The 16818-nt window shown below is 60.7% G+C and carries 14 protein-coding genes and 2 rRNA genes (1 of these 16 only partly in view); 14 read left to right on the forward strand and 2 right to left on the reverse strand.

What is annotated here, in order from left to right:
- From HU719_RS15860 to HU719_RS15880, 5 genes are all read left to right on the forward strand, one after another.
- Nucleotides 1-2713 (forward strand): 23S ribosomal RNA (locus tag HU719_RS15860); it begins 181 nt to the left of the window's first position.
- A 133-nt stretch (nt 2714-2846) separates the two neighbouring features.
- Nucleotides 2847-2962: ribosomal RNA gene (gene rrf / locus HU719_RS15865) — 5S ribosomal RNA — on the forward strand.
- A 161-nt stretch (nt 2963-3123) separates the two neighbouring features.
- Nucleotides 3124-3783, forward strand: a complete 660-nt coding sequence (locus HU719_RS15870) for a paraquat-inducible protein A (RefSeq protein WP_186520667.1) — start codon at nt 3124-3126, stop codon at nt 3781-3783.
- Nucleotides 3770-4393, forward strand: coding sequence for a paraquat-inducible protein A (locus tag HU719_RS15875; protein ID WP_186520666.1), 624 nt, complete (start codon nt 3770-3772; stop codon nt 4391-4393). The genes HU719_RS15870 and HU719_RS15875 overlap by 14 nt, the downstream gene beginning before the upstream one ends.
- On the forward strand, nt 4386-6686 hold the full coding sequence (locus tag HU719_RS15880; RefSeq protein ID WP_186535493.1) for a PqiB family protein: 2301 nt from the start codon (nt 4386-4388) through the stop codon (nt 6684-6686). Before HU719_RS15875 ends, HU719_RS15880 begins: the two co-directional genes overlap by 8 nt.
- A 122-nt stretch (nt 6687-6808) precedes the next feature.
- Here the strand turns inward: HU719_RS15880 and rpsT are convergent, their stop codons facing one another.
- Nucleotides 6809-7087, reverse strand: a complete 279-nt coding sequence (rpsT, locus tag HU719_RS15885) for a 30S ribosomal protein S20 (protein WP_186520664.1) — start codon at nt 7085-7087, stop codon at nt 6809-6811.
- Nucleotides 7088-7336: 249 nt separating this feature from the next.
- Here rpsT and murJ point away from each other — a divergent pair, with 249 nt between their 5' ends.
- From murJ to ispH, 6 genes are all read left to right on the forward strand, one after another.
- The gene (gene murJ / locus HU719_RS15890) at nt 7337-8875 is read left to right on the forward strand and encodes a murein biosynthesis integral membrane protein MurJ (RefSeq protein ID WP_186535494.1); all 1539 of its coding nucleotides are present in this window, start codon (nt 7337-7339) and stop codon (nt 8873-8875) included.
- Between the two features lie 118 nt (nt 8876-8993).
- A complete protein-coding gene (gene ribF, locus HU719_RS15895; protein ID WP_186520662.1) occupies nt 8994-9944 on the forward strand; it encodes a bifunctional riboflavin kinase/FAD synthetase in 951 nt (316 codons plus the stop codon).
- Nucleotides 9941-12772 (forward strand): isoleucine--tRNA ligase, encoded by a 2832-nt coding sequence (gene ileS / locus HU719_RS15900; RefSeq protein WP_186535495.1) that lies wholly within the window; start codon nt 9941-9943, stop codon nt 12770-12772. Before ribF ends, ileS begins: the two co-directional genes overlap by 4 nt.
- Nucleotides 12765-13280: a signal peptidase II gene (gene lspA / locus HU719_RS15905; protein ID WP_186535496.1), complete on the forward strand. Its 516-nt coding sequence runs from the start codon at nt 12765-12767 to the stop codon at nt 13278-13280. Before ileS ends, lspA begins: the two co-directional genes overlap by 8 nt.
- Nucleotides 13273-13710: an FKBP-type peptidyl-prolyl cis-trans isomerase gene (locus HU719_RS15910; RefSeq protein WP_186520659.1), complete on the forward strand. Its 438-nt coding sequence runs from the start codon at nt 13273-13275 to the stop codon at nt 13708-13710. Before lspA ends, HU719_RS15910 begins: the two co-directional genes overlap by 8 nt.
- Nucleotides 13711-13724: 14 nt before the next feature.
- Complete coding sequence (gene ispH / locus HU719_RS15915; protein WP_186520658.1) at nt 13725-14672, forward strand: 4-hydroxy-3-methylbut-2-enyl diphosphate reductase; 948 nt, start codon at nt 13725-13727, stop codon at nt 14670-14672.
- Here ispH and HU719_RS15920 read toward each other — a convergent pair whose 3' ends face one another.
- On the reverse strand, nt 14673-15122 hold the full coding sequence (locus HU719_RS15920) for a GspH/FimT family pseudopilin (RefSeq protein ID WP_189659840.1): 450 nt from the start codon (nt 15120-15122) through the stop codon (nt 14673-14675).
- Nucleotides 15123-15262: 140 nt separating this feature from the next.
- On the opposite strand from HU719_RS15920, the gene HU719_RS15925 reads away from it, so the two are divergent.
- The 3 genes from HU719_RS15925 to HU719_RS15935 are packed head-to-tail and all read left to right on the forward strand — an operon-like array spanning nt 15263 to nt 16730.
- Nucleotides 15263-15619, forward strand: a complete 357-nt coding sequence (locus tag HU719_RS15925; RefSeq protein WP_186535499.1) for a type IV pilus modification PilV family protein — start codon at nt 15263-15265, stop codon at nt 15617-15619.
- The gene (locus HU719_RS15930) at nt 15616-16263 is read left to right on the forward strand and encodes a pilus assembly protein PilW (protein ID WP_186520655.1); all 648 of its coding nucleotides are present in this window, start codon (nt 15616-15618) and stop codon (nt 16261-16263) included. Before HU719_RS15925 ends, HU719_RS15930 begins: the two co-directional genes overlap by 4 nt.
- Entirely contained in the window at nt 16260-16730 is a 471-nt protein-coding gene (locus HU719_RS15935; protein ID WP_186535500.1) for a hypothetical protein, read from the forward strand. The genes HU719_RS15930 and HU719_RS15935 overlap by 4 nt, the downstream gene beginning before the upstream one ends.
- Nucleotides 16731-16818 lie beyond the last annotated feature (88 nt).

The raw sequence follows: 16818 nt of genomic DNA on the forward strand, positions 1-16818 counted from the left end.
ACCAGGGGAACTGAAACATCTAAGTACCCTGAGGAAAAGAAATCAACCGAGATTCCCTTAGTAGTGGCGAGCGAACGGGGACCAGCCCTTAAGCTGGTTTGAGATTAGTGGAACGCTCTGGAAAGTGCGGCCATAGTGGGTGATAGCCCCGTACACGAAAATCTCTTGCCAGTGAAATCGAGTAGGACGGAGCACGAGAAACTTTGTCTGAACATGGGGGGACCATCCTCCAAGGCTAAATACTACTGACTGACCGATAGTGAACTAGTACCGTGAGGGAAAGGCGAAAAGAACCCCGGAGAGGGGAGTGAAATAGATCCTGAAACCGTATGCGTACAAGCAGTGGGAGCCTACTTTGTTAGGTGACTGCGTACCTTTTGTATAATGGGTCAGCGACTTATATTCAGTGGCGAGCTTAACCGAATAGGGGAGGCGTAGCGAAAGCGAGTCTTAATAGGGCGCTTTAGTCGCTGGGTATAGACCCGAAACCGGGCGATCTATCCATGGGCAGGTTGAAGGTTAGGTAACACTGACTGGAGGACCGAACCGACTACCGTTGAAAAGTTAGCGGATGACCTGTGGATCGGAGTGAAAGGCTAATCAAGCTCGGAGATAGCTGGTTCTCCTCGAAAGCTATTTAGGTAGCGCCTCATGTATCACTGTAGGGGGTAGAGCACTGTTTCGGCTAGGGGGTCATCCCGACTTACCAAACCGATGCAAACTCCGAATACCTACAAGTGCCGAGCATGGGAGACACACGGCGGGTGCTAACGTCCGTCGTGAAAAGGGAAACAACCCAGACCGTCAGCTAAGGTCCCAAAGTCATGGTTAAGTGGGAAACGATGTGGGAAGGCTTAGACAGCTAGGAGGTTGGCTTAGAAGCAGCCACCCTTTAAAGAAAGCGTAATAGCTCACTAGTCGAGTCGGCCTGCGCGGAAGATGTAACGGGGCTCAAACCATGCACCGAAGCTACGGGTATCATCTTATGATGATGCGGTAGAGGAGCGTTCTGTAAGCCTGTGAAGGTGAGTTGAGAAGCTTGCTGGAGGTATCAGAAGTGCGAATGCTGACATGAGTAACGACAATGGGAGTGAAAAACTCCCACGCCGAAAGACCAAGGTTTCCTGCGCAACGTTAATCGACGCAGGGTTAGTCGGTCCCTAAGGCGAGGCTGAAAAGCGTAGTCGATGGAAAACAGGTTAATATTCCTGTACTTCTAGTTATTGCGATGGAGGGACGGAGAAGGCTAGGCCAGCTTGGCGTTGGTTGTCCAAGTTTAAGGTGGTAGGCTGAGATCTTAGGCAAATCCGGGATCTCAAGGCCGAGAGCTGATGACGAGTGCTCATTAGAGCGCGAAGTGGTTGATGCCATGCTTCCAAGAAAAGCTCCTAAGCTTCAGATAACTAGGAACCGTACCCCAAACCGACACAGGTGGTTAGGTAGAGAATACCAAGGCGCTTGAGAGAACTCGGGTGAAGGAACTAGGCAAAATGGCACCGTAACTTCGGGAGAAGGTGCGCCGGCGAGGGTCAAGGACTTGCTCCGTAAGCCCATGCCGGTCGAAGATACCAGGCCGCTGCGACTGTTTATTAAAAACACAGCACTCTGCAAACACGAAAGTGGACGTATAGGGTGTGACGCCTGCCCGGTGCCGGAAGGTTAATTGATGGGGTTAGCGCAAGCGAAGCTCTTGATCGAAGCCCCGGTAAACGGCGGCCGTAACTATAACGGTCCTAAGGTAGCGAAATTCCTTGTCGGGTAAGTTCCGACCTGCACGAATGGCGTAACGATGGCGGCGCTGTCTCCACCCGAGACTCAGTGAAATTGAAATCGCTGTGAAGATGCAGTGTATCCGCGGCTAGACGGAAAGACCCCGTGAACCTTTACTATAGCTTTGCACTGGACTTTGAGCTTGCTTGTGTAGGATAGGTGGGAGGCTTTGAAGTGGGGACGCCAGTTCTCATGGAGCCATCCTTGAAATACCACCCTGGCAACCTTGAGGTTCTAACTCAGGTCCGTTATCCGGATCGAGGACAGTGTATGGTGGGTAGTTTGACTGGGGCGGTCTCCTCCCAAAGAGTAACGGAGGAGTACGAAGGTGCGCTCAGACCGGTCGGAAATCGGTCGTAGAGTATAAAGGCAAAAGCGCGCTTGACTGCGAGACAAACACGTCGAGCAGGTACGAAAGTAGGTCTTAGTGATCCGGTGGTTCTGTATGGAAGGGCCATCGCTCAACGGATAAAAGGTACTCCGGGGATAACAGGCTGATACCGCCCAAGAGTTCATATCGACGGCGGTGTTTGGCACCTCGATGTCGGCTCATCACATCCTGGGGCTGAAGCCGGTCCCAAGGGTATGGCTGTTCGCCATTTAAAGTGGTACGCGAGCTGGGTTTAGAACGTCGTGAGACAGTTCGGTCCCTATCTGCCGTGGACGTTTGAGATTTGAGAGGGGCTGCTCCTAGTACGAGAGGACCGGAGTGGACGAACCTCTGGTGTTCCGGTTGTCACGCCAGTGGCATTGCCGGGTAGCTATGTTCGGAAGAGATAACCGCTGAAAGCATCTAAGCGGGAAACTTGCCTCAAGATGAGATCTCACTGGGATCTTGAATCCCCTAAAGGGCCGTCGAAGACTACGACGTTGATAGGTTGGGTGTGTAAGCGCTGTGAGGCGTTGAGCTAACCAATACTAATTGCCCGTGAGGCTTGACCATATAACACCCAAGCAATTTGCGCGTAAGCCGAATTGTGGTGGTGAAGACGCATGAACCGAAAGTTCGCGGCACACACAAATCACATATCCGAATTCGCTGGGCTGTTCATCTGAACGGACTGGCTACCGAATTTCTTGACGACCATAGAGCATTGGAACCACCTGATCCCATCCCGAACTCAGTAGTGAAACGATGCATCGCCGATGGTAGTGTGGGGTTTCCCCATGTGAGAGTAGGTCATCGTCAAGATTCATTTCGCAAAACCCCTATCTGCGCATGCAGGTAGGGGTTTTGTCTTTGTGGCGTTTGAGCCATTGGAGGCTGCGGCGTGCTCAAGAAGGGTGAACCCGTCTCCCCTATTTCGAGTCGGAACACTAGAATAGAGCCCACGCATCTTTCAGAATCTTCCTATGCCCAACCCAGCCGACCCTGAAGCACTGGCACAGTTGCCGCTGAGCGAGCTCGTCGCTTGCCACGAATGCGACCTGCTGATGCGCAAAGCGACCTTGCGCAATGACGAGAAGGCCCTGTGCCCGCGCTGTGGCTACGAGCTCTACGCGCACAGGCACAACCTTGTCAGCCGCAGCCTCGCCCTGGTGCTGGCGGCGCTGCTGCTTTATATACCGGCCAACTTCCTGCCCATCATGCAACTGCACCTGCTGGGCCAGACCTCCGACGACACGGTCTGGAGTGGCGTGCTTGGCCTGTACAACTCCGAAATGCGCGGCATCGCCGTAGTGGTGTTCCTCTGCAGCATGGCAATCCCGCTACTCAAGCTGCTCTGCCAGTTGGCAGTGCTGCTGAGCATTCGCCTGGATATCGGCCGCAGTTATGGATTGCTCATCTATCGTATCTACCACCACCTGCGTGAGTGGGGCATGCTCGAGGTCTATTTCATGGGTGTACTGGTGGCCATCGTCAAACTCGCCGATATGGCGCAGTTGAGCATCGGCCTGGGCCTGTTCTGTTTCATCAGCCTGTTGCTGGTACAGGTCTGGCTGGAAGTAGTGATGGCGCCCCACCAGATCTGGCAGGCGTTGTCGGGGGAGGACATCCATGCGGGCGATTGATGCAGGCATTCTGGTATGTGCCGAGTGCCACGAACTCAATCGGCGTGAAGCAGACACTGAATCGCAAACCTGCACCCGTTGCGGGGCGACTGTCCATGAGCGGCGGCCCAACAGCATCGTGCGCACCTGGGCACTGCTGCTCACTGCCATGGTGCTGTACATACCCGCCAACCTGCTGCCGATCATGACCGTCAGCACCTTGGGGCAGGGCAGCCCGGACACCATCATGTCCGGTGTGGTCACCCTGATGAAGCACGGCATGTTGCCGATTGCCGCGGTGGTGTTCATTGCCAGTATTCTGGTGCCCACCTTCAAGCTGGTCGGCATAGGGCTGCTGCTGTACTCGGTGCAGCGCCACCAACCACTCTCGGCGCGCCAACGCATGCTCATGTACCGCTTTATCGAATTCATCGGGCGCTGGTCGATGCTGGATATTTTCGTGATCGCCATCCTGGTGGCGGTGGTGAATTTCGGCCGCATCGCCAGTGTCGAAGCCAATTTGGGCGCTATTGCCTTTGCCTCGGTGGTGATCCTGACCATGCTCGCAGCTTTAACTTTTGATCCCCGACTGATCTGGGATAACACGGAGTCGGATGACGACCATGAGTGACTTGCCTACGGCTAAAACCCGCCCTGCTTCCAACTGGTCGGCCATCTGGATTCTGCCGCTGATTGCGCTGATGATCGGCGGCTGGCTGGCCTGGCAAGCCTACCGTGATGCCGGTATCGAGATTCAGGTGCGCTTCGAGACCGGTGAAGGCATCGTTGCCAACAAGACCGAAGTCATTTTCAAGGGCATGTCGGTGGGCAAGGTGACTGGCCTTGTGCTGGACAACAAAGGCAGTAACCGCGGCGTCATTGCCACCATCGAGATCAACAAGGACGCCGAAGCGCACCTGCGCACCGGCACGCGCTTCTGGCTGGTCAAGCCAAGTGTCAGCCTGGCTGGTATCACCGGCCTGGAGACACTGGTGTCCGGCAACTACATTGCTGTGGACCCAGGCGAAGGCGAGCCGACCAAGCGCTTCACCGCGCTCAAGCAGGCGCCGCCCTTGTCTGACAACGAGCCAGGCCTGCATCTGATCCTCAAGGCCGAACGCCTGGGCTCGCTGAACCGGGACAGCCCGGTGTTCTACAAGCAGATCCAGGTCGGCCGGGTGAAGAGCTACAAGCTTTCCGAAGACCAGAGCACGGTTGAGATCAAGGTATTCATTGCCCCGGCCTATGCCAGCCTGGTGCGCAAACATACGCGATTCTGGAATGCCAGCGGCGTCAGCATCGATGCTGACCTGTCCGGGGTAAAAGTGCGCACCGAATCGCTGTCGAGCATCGTTGCCGGTGGTATTGCCTTCGCTACCCCCGAGAATCGCAAGGACAGCCCGCCGACCGACCCAAGCCTGCCGTTCCGCTTGTACGAAGACTTCGATGCTGCCCAGGCCGGTATCCGCATCAAGGTCAAGTTCAGCGACTTCGAAGGCCTGCAGAAGGGCCGCACCCCGGTGCTTTATAAAGGCATCCAGGTAGGCTCGCTGAAAGACCTGAAAGTCGAAGGCGACCTGTCCAGTGCAATCGCCGAGCTGACCCTCGACCCGCTGGCTGAAGACTATCTGGTAGAAGGCACGCAGTTCTGGGTGGTCAAGCCGTCCATTTCGCTGGCAGGTATCACCGGCCTCGAAGCCTTGGTTAAAGGTAACTACATCGCTATCCGCCCAGGTGACCACGATGCCAAGCCGCTGCGCGAGTTCGAAGCGCGCTCCAAGGCGCCGCCGCTTGACCTGAAGGCGCCGGGCCTGCACATGGTGCTGTTCGCCGACACGCTGGGCTCGCTCGAAGTGGGCAGCCCCGTCATGTACCGCCAGGTGCGTGTGGGTAACGTGCAGAGCTACCAGTTTGCCCGCGACAGCAAACGCATCCTTATTGGTGTGCACATCGAGAAGGAGTACGCCAACCTGGTCAACGGTTCGACGCGGTTCTGGAACGCCAGCGGCATTACCCTGACTGGCGGCCTGTCGGGCATCCAGGTCAAGAGTGAGTCTCTGCAGACCCTGATGTCTGGCGGTATTGCCTTCGATACACCACGGCCCGGTGTGCCGCTGAAAAAACGTATTCCGCGCTTCCGTCTGCACGAGAGCCAGGAAGCCGCGAACCGTGCAGGCACATTGGTGACCATTCGTGTCGAGCGCGCTGATGGCCTGAAGCCGGGTACGCCGATCCGCTTCCGTGGCCTGGATGTGGGCAGCGTCGAAAGTGTCGACCTTACTGCCGACCTGCAGGCTGTGTTGCTGCGCGCGCGTATCACCCAGGCTGCCGAGCGCATCGCGCGTGTCGGCACGCAGTTCTGGGTGGTCAAGCCAGCCTTCGGCCTGGTACGTACCGAAAACCTCGACACCTTGGTGGGCGGGCAATACCTTGAAGTGATGCCGTCGCTTAAAGACCGAGGCCCGCAACGTGACTTCATCGCGCTGGCCGATGCGCCGCAGGTCAAGGGCGAGGAGGTTGGCTTGCCGCTGACCCTTAGCGCCCCGCGACGTGGCTCGATCAAGCCTGGCGTGCCAGTCACCTACCGCGAAGTGGCGGTTGGCAAGGTGACTGGTTTCGAGCTGGGGCAGAATGGCGATCGGGTATTGATCCACATCCTCATCGAGCCGCGCTACGCAAGCCTGGTACGCGGTGGCAGCCGTTTCTGGAACAGTAGCGGCCTGGGCTTCGACTGGGGGCTGTTCAAAGGTGCCACGGTGCGTACCGAGTCGCTGGAGACCTTGATCGATGGCGGGGTAGCCTTCGCAACGCCCGATGGCGAGCAGATGGGCAACCCGGCGCGGCCGCAGCAGACCTTCGCCTTGTTCGACAAGCCTGAAGAAGCCTGGCTGCAGTGGGCGCCAAAGATCCAGATCGGCAAGTAAAGAGGGCGGGCCCGGCAGTGCCGGGCTCGCCCCCATAACCCACGCACGAAGCATCAAAACCTGCCAAATCGCAGGCATAAAAAAACCGACCCTAGGGTCGGTTTTTTCGACTGTAACGTCGCTTAGGCAGCTGCAACTTCTTTCAGTGCCTTGATGTGGCCATTCAGACGGCCTTTGTGGCGAGCAGCTTTGTTCTTGTGGATGATACCTTTGTCGGCCATACGGTCGATTACAGGTACAGCCAGAACGTAAGCGGCTTGCGCTTTTTCGGCGTCTTTGGCGTCAATGGCTTTAACTACATTCTTGATGTAGGTGCGAACCATGGAACGCAGGCTGGCGTTGTGGCTGCGACGCTTCTCAGCCTGTTTTGCACGTTTCTTGGCGGAAGGTGTGTTGGCCACCGTCGAGCTCCTCGAAAGACTTTAGGTAAATAGCAAACAAAATAGGCCGCGAATCATGCCGATGAGTCGAACCGATGTCAAGGCCACCTGCAAGGTTCCGCCGAGTGGTGGGTCAAATAGCTGAAAGATTCCTTTCTGCGACGTGACCTGTAAACTCGGGAATTTTTGGCTCCCCTGCGAAGGCGCGGGAGTATCGCACATTCGGGCGCCGACTGGCAGCGCCCTCTGCCCCTGGCGTGAAATTTTTCGATGAACCTGCTCAAATCCCTTGCCGCAGTCAGCTCCATCACCATGATTTCGCGGGTGCTCGGCTTTGTCCGCGACACCATCCTGGCCCGCATCTTCGGCGCAGGCGTAGCCACCGACGCCTTCTTCATCGCCTTCAAACTGCCCAACCTGCTGCGGCGTATTTTTGCCGAAGGGGCGTTTTCCCAGGCTTTCGTGCCGATTCTGGCTGAATACAAGACCCAGCAAGGCGAAGAGGCCACGCGCACGTTCGTTGCCTATATCAGCGGCCTGCTGACGCTGGTGCTGGCCGTGGTCACGGTCATCGGCATTCTTGCTGCGCCGTGGGTGGTGTGGGCGACCGCGCCAGGTTTTGTCGACGACGCCGAGAAGTACCAGCTGACCACCTCGCTGCTGCGCGTCACCTTCCCCTATATATTGCTCATCTCGCTGTCCTCGCTGGCCGGCGCCATCCTCAATACCTGGAACCGCTTCTCGGTGCCGGCCTTCACGCCGACCTTGCTCAACGTGGCAATGATCGCCTTTGCCGTGCTGCTGACCCCGTACTTCGACCCGCCGATCATGGCGCTTGGCTGGGGCGTGCTGGCCGGTGGCCTGGCACAACTGCTGTATCAACTGCCTGCGCTGAAGAAGATCGGCATGCTGGTACTGCCGCGCCTGAACCTGCGCGACACCGGCGTATGGCGCGTGCTTAAACAAATGCTGCCGGCCATCCTCGGCGTATCGGTGAGCCAGATTTCCCTGATCATCAATACCATCTTCGCCTCGTTTCTGGTGGCAGGCTCGGTGTCCTGGATGTACTACGCCGACCGCCTCATGGAGCTGCCGTCCGGCGTGCTCGGGGTAGCACTGGGCACCATCCTGCTGCCGACCCTGGCCAAGACCTACGCCAACAAGGACCGCGACGAGTATTCGCGCATCCTCGACTGGGGCCTGCGGCTGTGTTTCCTGCTGGTGCTGCCGTGCACCTTGGCCATGGCGATTCTGGCCGAGCCGCTGACCGTGGCGCTGTTCCAGTACGGCAAGTTCACCGCCCTGGACGCCGCCATGACGCAACGTGCCTTGGTCGCCTATTCGGTGGGCCTGCTGGCCATCATCATGGTCAAGGTGCTGGCCCCAGGCTTCTATGCACAGCAGAATATCCGCACGCCGGTGAAGATCGCCGTGTTCACGCTGGTCTGCACGCAACTGCTCAACCTGGCCCTGGTCGGCCCGCTGGCTCACGCCGGCCTGGCCCTGGCCATCAGCCTGGGCGCGTGCCTGAACGCCGGCTTGCTGTACTGGAAGCTGCGTAGCCAGCAACTGTTTACACCGCAGCCGGGCTGGCTGATGTTTCTGCTCAAACTGGTGCTGGCGGTGGTGTTGATGTCGGCGGTGCTGCTGCTGGGCATGCATTATTTGCCTGCCTGGGCGCAGGGCAGCATGTTCGAGCGCTTGCTGCGCCTGGGTGGGCTGATCGGCGCTGGCGTGGTCACCTATTTCGGTTGCCTGTACCTGTGCGGTTTCCGTCCACGGCATTTTGCCCGCAACGCCTTGCATTGAAGCATCACGGCGGTCAGGCGTCGGTTTTTCATCTTCCACGCCCACCAGTGGCGCTGTTGCCTGTCGTCAGCGCCCGGGTGTGGTTATAATCGGCCACTTTATGAGCAAGAAGCGCGTTATGCAGCTGGTTCGAGGTCTTCACAACCTGCGCCCCGAGCACCGGGGCTGTGTCGCCACCATTGGCAACTTCGACGGGGTCCACCGTGGCCACCAGGCCATACTCGCGCGCCTGCGCGAACGTGGCCAGGAACTCGGGCTGCCGACCTGTGTCGTGGTGTTCGAGCCACAGCCGCGCGAATACTTCGCCCCCGAGACCGCACCGGCCCGCCTGGCCCGCCTGCGCGACAAAGTCGAGCTGCTGGCCGGCGAGGGCGTTGACCGGGTGCTGTGCCTGTCGTTCAACGAGCGCCTGCGCGAGCTTGGCGCCGAGCAGTTCGTCAAGGCCGTGATGGTCGATGGCCTGGGCGTGCGCCACCTCGAAGTGGGCGATGACTTCCGCTTCGGCTGCGACCGCGCAGGCGACTTCGCCTACCTCGTCGAAGCCGGCAAGCAGTACGGCTTCACCGTCGAGGCGGCCAACACCGTCATTCAGGACGGCATGCGGGTCAGCAGCACCGAAGTACGCAAGGCGCTGGGCGAAGGCAACTTCGAACTCGCCGAACACTTGCTGGGCCGCCCTTACCGCATCACCGGGCGCGTCCTGCACGGCCAGAAGCTGGCTCGCCAGCTCGGCACACCTACCGCCAACATCCAGCTCAAGCGCCGCCGCGTGCCACTGTCCGGGGTTTACCTGGCCAGCATCGAGATCGACGGCGTGCAGTGGCCGGGTGTCGGCAATATTGGAGTACGCCCCACCGTCGCCGGTGATGGGCGTCCTCACTTGGAGATTCATCTTCTGGACTTCGCCGGTGACCTCTACGGCCGGCGTCTGACGGTGGAGTTCCACCACAAGCTGCGTGAAGAGCAGCGTTTCGCCTCCCTGGAGGCGCTGAAGTCGGCGATCGACGCGGATATCGCCGCCGCACGTGCCCACTGGCACGCTCAACCGCTAACGAAGAGCCTGAAATGACCGACTACAAAGCCACGCTAAACCTTCCGGACACCGCCTTCCCAATGAAGGCCGGCCTGCCTCAGCGCGAACCGCAGATCCTGCAGCGCTGGGACAGCATTGGCCTGTACCAGAAGCTGCGCGAAATTGGCAAGGACCGTCCGAAGTTCGTCCTGCACGACGGCCCGCCCTATGCCAATGGCAAGATTCACATCGGTCATGCGCTGAACAAAATCCTCAAGGACATGATCCTGCGCTCCAAGACCCTCGCGGGCTTCGACGCGCCGTACGTGCCCGGCTGGGACTGCCACGGCCTGCCGATCGAGCACAAGGTCGAAGTGACCCATGGCAAGCACCTGACTGCCGACCGCACCCGCGAGCTGTGCCGCGAGTACGCGGCCGAGCAGATCGAAGGCCAGAAAACCGAGTTCATCCGCCTCGGTGTCCTGGGCGAGTGGGACAACCCATACAAAACCATGAGCTTTGCCAACGAGGCCGGTGAAATCCGCGCCCTGGCCGAAATGGTCAAGCAAGGCTTCGTGTTCAAGGGCCTGAAGCCTGTGAACTGGTGCTTCGATTGCGGTTCGGCTCTGGCCGAAGCCGAAGTCGAATACGCCGAAAAGAAATCCCAGACCATCGACGTTGCCTTCCCGGTTGCCGATGAGGCCAAGCTCGCCGCCGCCTTTGGCCTTGGCGCGCTGCCCAAGCCCGCCGCCATCGTGATCTGGACCACCACCCCGTGGACCATCCCGGCCAACCAGGCGCTGAACGTCAACCCAGAGTTCATTTACGCCTTGGTCGATACCGGCGAGCGTCTGCTGGTGCTGGCTGAAGAACTGGTCGAGTCGTGCCTCAAGCGCTACGAACTCGAAGGCTCTGTCATCGCCACCGCGCAGGGTAAAGCCCTTGAGCTGATCAACTTCCGCCACCCGTTCTACGACCGCCTGTCGCCGCTGTACCTGGCTGACTACGTCGAACTGGGCGCAGGGACTGGCGTGGTTCACTCTGCGCCTGCCTACGGCGAGGACGACTTCGTCAGTTGCAAGAAATACGGCATGGTCAACGACGACATCCTCACCCCGGTGCAAAGCAACGGCGTGTATGTCGATTCGCTGCCTTTCTTCGGCGGCCAGTTCATCTGGAAGGCCAACCCGGCCATCGTCGAAAAACTGAGCGAAGTCGGTGCGCTGATGCACAGCGAAACCATCGCCCACAGCTACATGCACTGCTGGCGCCACAAGTCGCCGCTGATCTACCGCGCCACGGCGCAGTGGTTCGTCGGCATGGACAAGCAGCCAGTAGATGGCCAGCCGCTGCGCGAGCGCGCGCTCAAGGCCATCGAAGAAACCAAGTTCGTGCCAGCCTGGGGCCAGGCGCGCCTGCACTCGATGATCGCCAACCGCCCGGACTGGTGCATCTCGCGTCAGCGTAACTGGGGTGTGCCGATCCCGTTCTTCCTGCACAAGCAGACCGGCGAACTGCACCCACGTACCGTCGAACTGATGGACGAGGTGGCCAAGCGTGTCGAGCAAGAGGGCATCGAAGCCTGGTTCAAGCTTGACGCTGCCGAACTGCTGGGCGCAGAAGCCGCTGACTACGACAAGATCAGCGACACGCTGGACGTGTGGTTCGACTCCGGTACCACCCACTGGCACGTGCTGCGTGGCTCGCACAACATCGGCCATGCCGATGGCCCGCGTGCCGACCTGTACCTTGAGGGTTCCGACCAGCACCGCGGCTGGTTCCACTCCTCGTTGCTGACCGGTTGCGCCATCGACGGCCACGCGCCGTACCGCGAACTGCTGACCCACGGCTTCACCGTGGATGAGAGCGGGCGCAAGATGTCCAAGTCGCTGGGCAATACCATCGAGCCCGAGAAGGTCAACAACACCTTGGGCGCCGATATTCTGCGCCTGTGGGTTTCGGCCACGGACTATTCCGGCGAGATGGCGGTTTCCGAGCAGATCCTGCAGCGTAGTGCCGACGCCTACCGGCGTATCCGCAACACCGCGCGCTTCCTGCTTTCCAACCTGTCCGGCTTCGACCCGGCACGCGATCTGCTGCCTGCCGAAGACATGCTGGCACTGGACCGTTGGGCCGTCGACCGCGCCCTGCAACTGCAGCGCGAGCTCGAAGAGCACTACAGCGAATACCGCTTCTGGAACGTCTACTCGAAGATCCACAACTTCTGCGTGCAGGAGCTCGGCGGCTTCTACCTCGACATCATCAAGGACCGCCAGTACACCACTGGCGCCAACAGTGTCGCCCGTCGTTCCTGCCAGACTGCGCTGTACCACATCAGCGAGGCGCTGGTGCGCTGGATCGCGCCGATCCTGGCGTTCACCGCCGACGAAATCTGGCAGTACCTGCCGGGCGAGCGCAACGAGTCGGTCATGCTCAATGGCTGGTACCAGGGTCTGACCGAGCTGCCGGCTGACGCCGAGCTGGATCGCGCCTACTGGGACCGCGTCATGGCGGTCAAGGCAGCGGTCAACAAGGAGCTGGAAAACCAGCGTACCGCCAAGGTCATCGGCGGCAACCTGCAGGCCGAAGTCACCCTGTTTGCCGAAGAAGGCCTGACCGCCGACCTGAACAAGCTGGGCGATGAGCTGCGCTTTGTGCTGATCACCTCGGCAGCCAGTGTGGTGCCGTTCGTCCAGGCGCCGGCCGATGCCGTGACAACCGAAGTCGAAGGCCTCAAGCTGAAGATCGTCAAGTCTGGCCACGCCAAGTGCGGCCGTTGCTGGCACTTCCGCGCCGACGTAGGCAGCAACCCGGAGCACCCGGAAATCTGCGCCCGTTGCGCCGACAACATCAGCGGCTCCGGTGAGGTGCGCCACTATGCCTAACGCAGCTGCGGGGCGCTTCGGGCGCCTTGCCTGGCTTTGGCTGAGCCTGGTGGTGCTGGTCATCGACCAGGCCACCAAGGTCTATTTCGACAACGCCCTGACCATGTACCAGCAGATTGTGGTCATCCCCGACTACTTCAGCTGGACCTTGGCCTACAACACCGGTGCTGCGTTCAGCTTCCTGGCGGGCAGCTCCGGCTGGCAGCGTTGGCTGTTTGCGGTGATCGCCTTGGTGGTCAGCGCCGTGCTGGTGGTCTGGCTCAAGCGCCTGGGGCGCAACGAGACCTGGCTTGCCGTCGCGCTGGCGCTGGTATTGGGCGGCGCGCTGGGCAACCTGTACGACCGTGTCGTGCTGGGCCATGTGGTCGATTTCATCCTGGTGCACTGGCAGAATCGTCACTATTTCCCGGCCTTCAATGTGGCCGACAGCGCCATCACCGTGGGTGCGGTCATGCTGGCGCTGGATATGTTCAAGAGCAAGAAGGCCGAGGAGCCTGTCCATGACTGAGACCCGTATTGGCCAGAATACCGAAGTCACGCTGCACTTCGCGCTGCACCTCGAAAACGGCGACACCGTCGACAGCACCTTCGACAAGGCCCCGGCCGTGTTCAAGGTTGGCGATGGCAACCTGTTGCCGGGCTTCGAAAGCGCCCTGTTCGGCTTCAAGGCCGGTGACAAGCGCACCCTCGATATCGCCCCGGAGAACGCATTCGGCCAGCACAACCCGCAAAACGTGCAGGTGATGCCGCGCTCGCAGTTCGAAGGCATGGAGCTGTCCGAAGGGCTGCTGGTGATTTTCAACGATGCCGCCAACACCGAGCTGCCGGGTGTAGTCAAAGCATTCGATGACAACCAAGTCACCATCGACTTCAACCATCCGCTGGCGGGCAAGGCGCTGAGCTTCGAGGTGCAGATCCTCGACGTGAAGGCCGTGTGAGCCTGGAGCCGAGCATGCAAATCAAACTCGCCAACCCGCGCGGCTTCTGCGCGGGGGTGGACCGGGCGATCGAGATCGTCAACCGTGCCCTCGAAGTGTTCGGCCCGCCGATCTACGTGCGTCACGAAGTGGTGCACAACAAGTTCGTGGTCGAAGACCTGCGTAACCGCGGGGCGATCTTCGTCGAAGAGCTGGACCAGGTGCCGGACGACGTTATCGTCATCTTCAGCGCCCATGGTGTGTCGCAGGCGGTGCGCCAGGAAGCTGCAGGCCGTGGCCTGAAAGTGTTCGACGCCACCTGCCCGCTGGTCACCAAGGTGCATATCGAGGTGGCCAAGTACAGCCGTGATGGCCGCGAGTGCATTCTTATCGGCCACGCCGGGCACCCGGAAGTCGAAGGCACCATGGGCCAGTACGACGCCAGCAACGGCGGCAGCATCTACCTGGTCGAAGACGAGAACGACGTCGCCGCCTTGCAGGTGCGCGACCCCGATCATCTGGCCTTCGTCACCCAGACCACCTTGTCGATGGATGACACCAGCCGTGTCATCGATGCACTGCGCGCGCGCTTCCCGAACATCGGCGGCCCACGCAAGGACGACATCTGCTACGCCACGCAAAACCGCCAGGATGCCGTCAAGCAACTGGCCGATGAGTGTGACGTGGTGTTGGTGGTCGGCAGCCCGAACAGCTCCAACTCCAACCGTCTGCGCGAGCTGGCGGAGCGCATGAGCACCCCGGCCTACCTGATCGACGGCGCCGAAGACCTGCAGCAAAGCTGGTTCGAAGGCGTGGCACGCATTGGCATTACCGCAGGTGCTTCGGCCCCTGAGGTGCTGGTGCGTGGCGTGATCGAGCAGCTCAAGGCCTGGGGCGCGACCGGCGCCGAAGAACTCGACGGGCGTGCCGAGAACGTCACCTTCTCCATGCCCAAAGAGCTACGGGTACGTTCGCTGATCTGATCAGCGGCCTGCGCAGCCGGGGCTCCCGTCACTGCGCAGGCTGACCCGCCCGCTCGGGCTCAGCACCACACGGTGCACGCTGTATGGCGTATCGCGCTGGCAGATGTGCAGCGTGATGCCGCCAAACCCTGCCCCCAAAGGCGCCCCCCGTGCGCTGAAGCGCACCACACGGGTGTCGCTGCCCACAATCGTTACCGGCTTTGCCGGGCGCTGCTCCCTGAGCAACTGGCCATTGTGTTCCAGTGTCGTTCGCCAGCCCTTGCCCCATAACCCCTCTATCGGCTGCACCAACACCGCCCGGTGGCGCAGTGCAGCGTGGTTGCGCGCCTCGCGCAGGCTCTGCGCCAGCGCCCTGGCCACTGCTGCCTGATGCAGGCCTTCGCTCATCTGGTTGTAGGCGGTTGCGCCCATGTGCGTCAGAAGGCCGGCCACCGCTAGCGTGCACATCATTTGTATCAGTGTTACTCCTTGTTGCCTCACCGTGCATTCCTCCCTGGAAGTGCTTCGCTATAGCTTCACGTTGGGCAGGGGCGGGTGTCAGTCGGCCCGTTGCGCCAGGAAGGCGAGGAAACTTCTCGGGAGGAGACAGGATGCAGTCGAAAGTGCGCGGTTTGGCGCTGCTGGAAGTATTGATGGCGATGGCCGTGCTGGCGCTGGGGTTGACCACCTGCGCCTCATTGCTGGTGCGCGGCGCGCAGGCGTTCGACAGCGCCGGGCGAGAAAGCCTGGCGCTGCAAGGCGCCCAGAGCCTGCTGGAGCGGGTGAGGGCGCAGGGGCGTTTGACCGAGGCTGATGAACTGGGGTGGCGCAGCCAACTGGTCGAGCGGCTTGGCGTGTCGGCGCAGGGGCGGGTGAACCGGTCGGCGCAGATGCTGCAAATACAGGTGCTGTGGCCAGCCCAAGGCGGCGAGCACGTCCTGACCCTGCGCGGCGGGGTGCTGCCGTGAAGCGCTACCAGGCAGGCTTTGGGCTGCTCGAAACCCTGCTGGCCATGGCATTGGCGATCATGCTGCTGGCGGGCGCCAGCGGCTTGTTCGTGGCGGTGCACCGGGCCTGGAGCATGCAGGGCGCAGCAGCGCTGTTGCAGGATGATGCGCGCCTAGTGCTGCAACGCATCGCCGAAGACGTGCGCATGGCTGGCATGTTCGGTTGCCTGCGCCTGGAACCTGCCGACTTCAAAGGCTCTGGCGCCGAACAGGCCTTTGCCCAGCCAGTCGCCATTACCGCAACCAGCCTGACGCTGGTTGGTGCTGAGCTACCCGGCATGCCCGGCCCGCCGGAGTGGACCGTCCTCAGCGATTGCCGCAGTTGGGCGCAGGTGATGGACAGCCAGCACCAGGCAGGGGCGAGCCTGTTTGCCTTGCCCGTGCGCAGGCAGGTCTACGAGGTGCGTAATGGCAGCCTGTTTCTAACCACCGGCAAGCAGCGCTCCAGCCTTGTCGATAACGTCAAGGCGCTGCAGGTAACACGGGTGGAGGCCGGAGAAGGCGACCGGCTGGATATCCGCTTGACGCTCTACGACGCCATCTTCCAGCTTGAGGTGCACCAGCAGGTGAGTGTCGCGTTGCGTAACCTTGGCGGTGCCACATGAAAAAGCAGCGTGGTGTGGTGTTGCTGATTACGCTGGTGCTCAGCCTGCTATTGGCATTGCTGGCGGCCCAGGTGCTGAGCGAGGCGCAAGCCCGGCAGTGGCTGGTCAGCGAACAGGTGGCCGCAGCGCAAGCTTTCGAGCTGGCAGAGGCCGGCCTGCTCGAAGGCGCAGCGCTGCTGGGCGATGGGCCGCCGCCGCCGTGCACCCAGTGCCTGCCGCCGTCGTTGCCGCCTGCAGAGCCGGTTTTACCTTGGCGCAAAACGCTCAACGCCTTCGTGCTATTGCAGAACCTTGGCCAGAGCACGCGCGCAGCAGGCTTGGCGCCGGGCGAACGGGTGACCTTGGTGCGGGTTACGGCGATCAGCCCCGAGCGCCGGCGCCGCCAGGTGCTTGAAGCCGTTTACGCACTGGGCGATGCGCAACCGCCTCGGCGTATCAGTTGGCGCCAGCGTGTGCACGAAGGCTGACCCGCGGCAAGGTTCTACGGCTATCGAATCATTGATTGTGCTGGCGCTGAGCGGCATGCTGGCAGCCATTGCCTACCCCGGTTCCCGC

The sequence above is a fragment of the Pseudomonas farsensis genome, from assembly GCF_014268805.2.
Classification (GTDB): Bacteria; Pseudomonadota; Gammaproteobacteria; order Pseudomonadales; family Pseudomonadaceae; genus Aquipseudomonas; species Aquipseudomonas farsensis.